Origin of the sequence: Streptomyces neyagawaensis (assembly GCF_023516595.1) — a bacterium.
Taxonomy (GTDB): Bacteria; Actinomycetota; Actinomycetes; order Streptomycetales; family Streptomycetaceae; genus Streptomyces; species Streptomyces neyagawaensis.
In genome coordinates this window covers 1-349 of sequence record NZ_JAMGBG010000248.1, presented here as the reverse complement: position 1 = coordinate 349, position 349 = coordinate 1, and the positions used below count along the sequence as shown (strand labels likewise).

The following is a 349-nucleotide window of genomic DNA, read 5'->3' as shown; positions in this document are numbered from 1 at the left end:
CGCCCGACTGCCCGCCGACTCACTGGTGACCGCACAGACCTATCTCGCCCTCAAGCGGGCCTTCGCCGCACAGGCGGACGCCTATCTGCCGTTCATGACGCTGTTCGGCGTCCTCGGACTCCTCATCTCCGTGCTGATCGTGGGGAATGTCGTCAGCGGGGCAGTGGTCTCCGGGCATCGGCACATCGGTGTGCTCAAGGCGCTGGGCTTCACCCCGAACCAGGTGATGGCGGTCTATCTGACGATGGTCTCCGTCCCCGCGGTCGTCGGTTGCGTCCTCGGCACCCTCATCGGGAACGCGGCGACGGGACCCGTCCTGCGGGTGGCCTTCGCCGGCATCGACACGGGC

1 protein-coding gene is annotated in these 349 nt (G+C 67.9%); it reads left to right on the top strand.

The features are described from left to right. Positions 1-25: 25 nt before the first annotated feature. Positions 26-349, top strand: a 324-nt coding sequence (locus M8J73_RS44525; RefSeq protein ID WP_249829932.1) for an FtsX-like permease family protein, incomplete at its 3' end; no start/stop codon positions are given.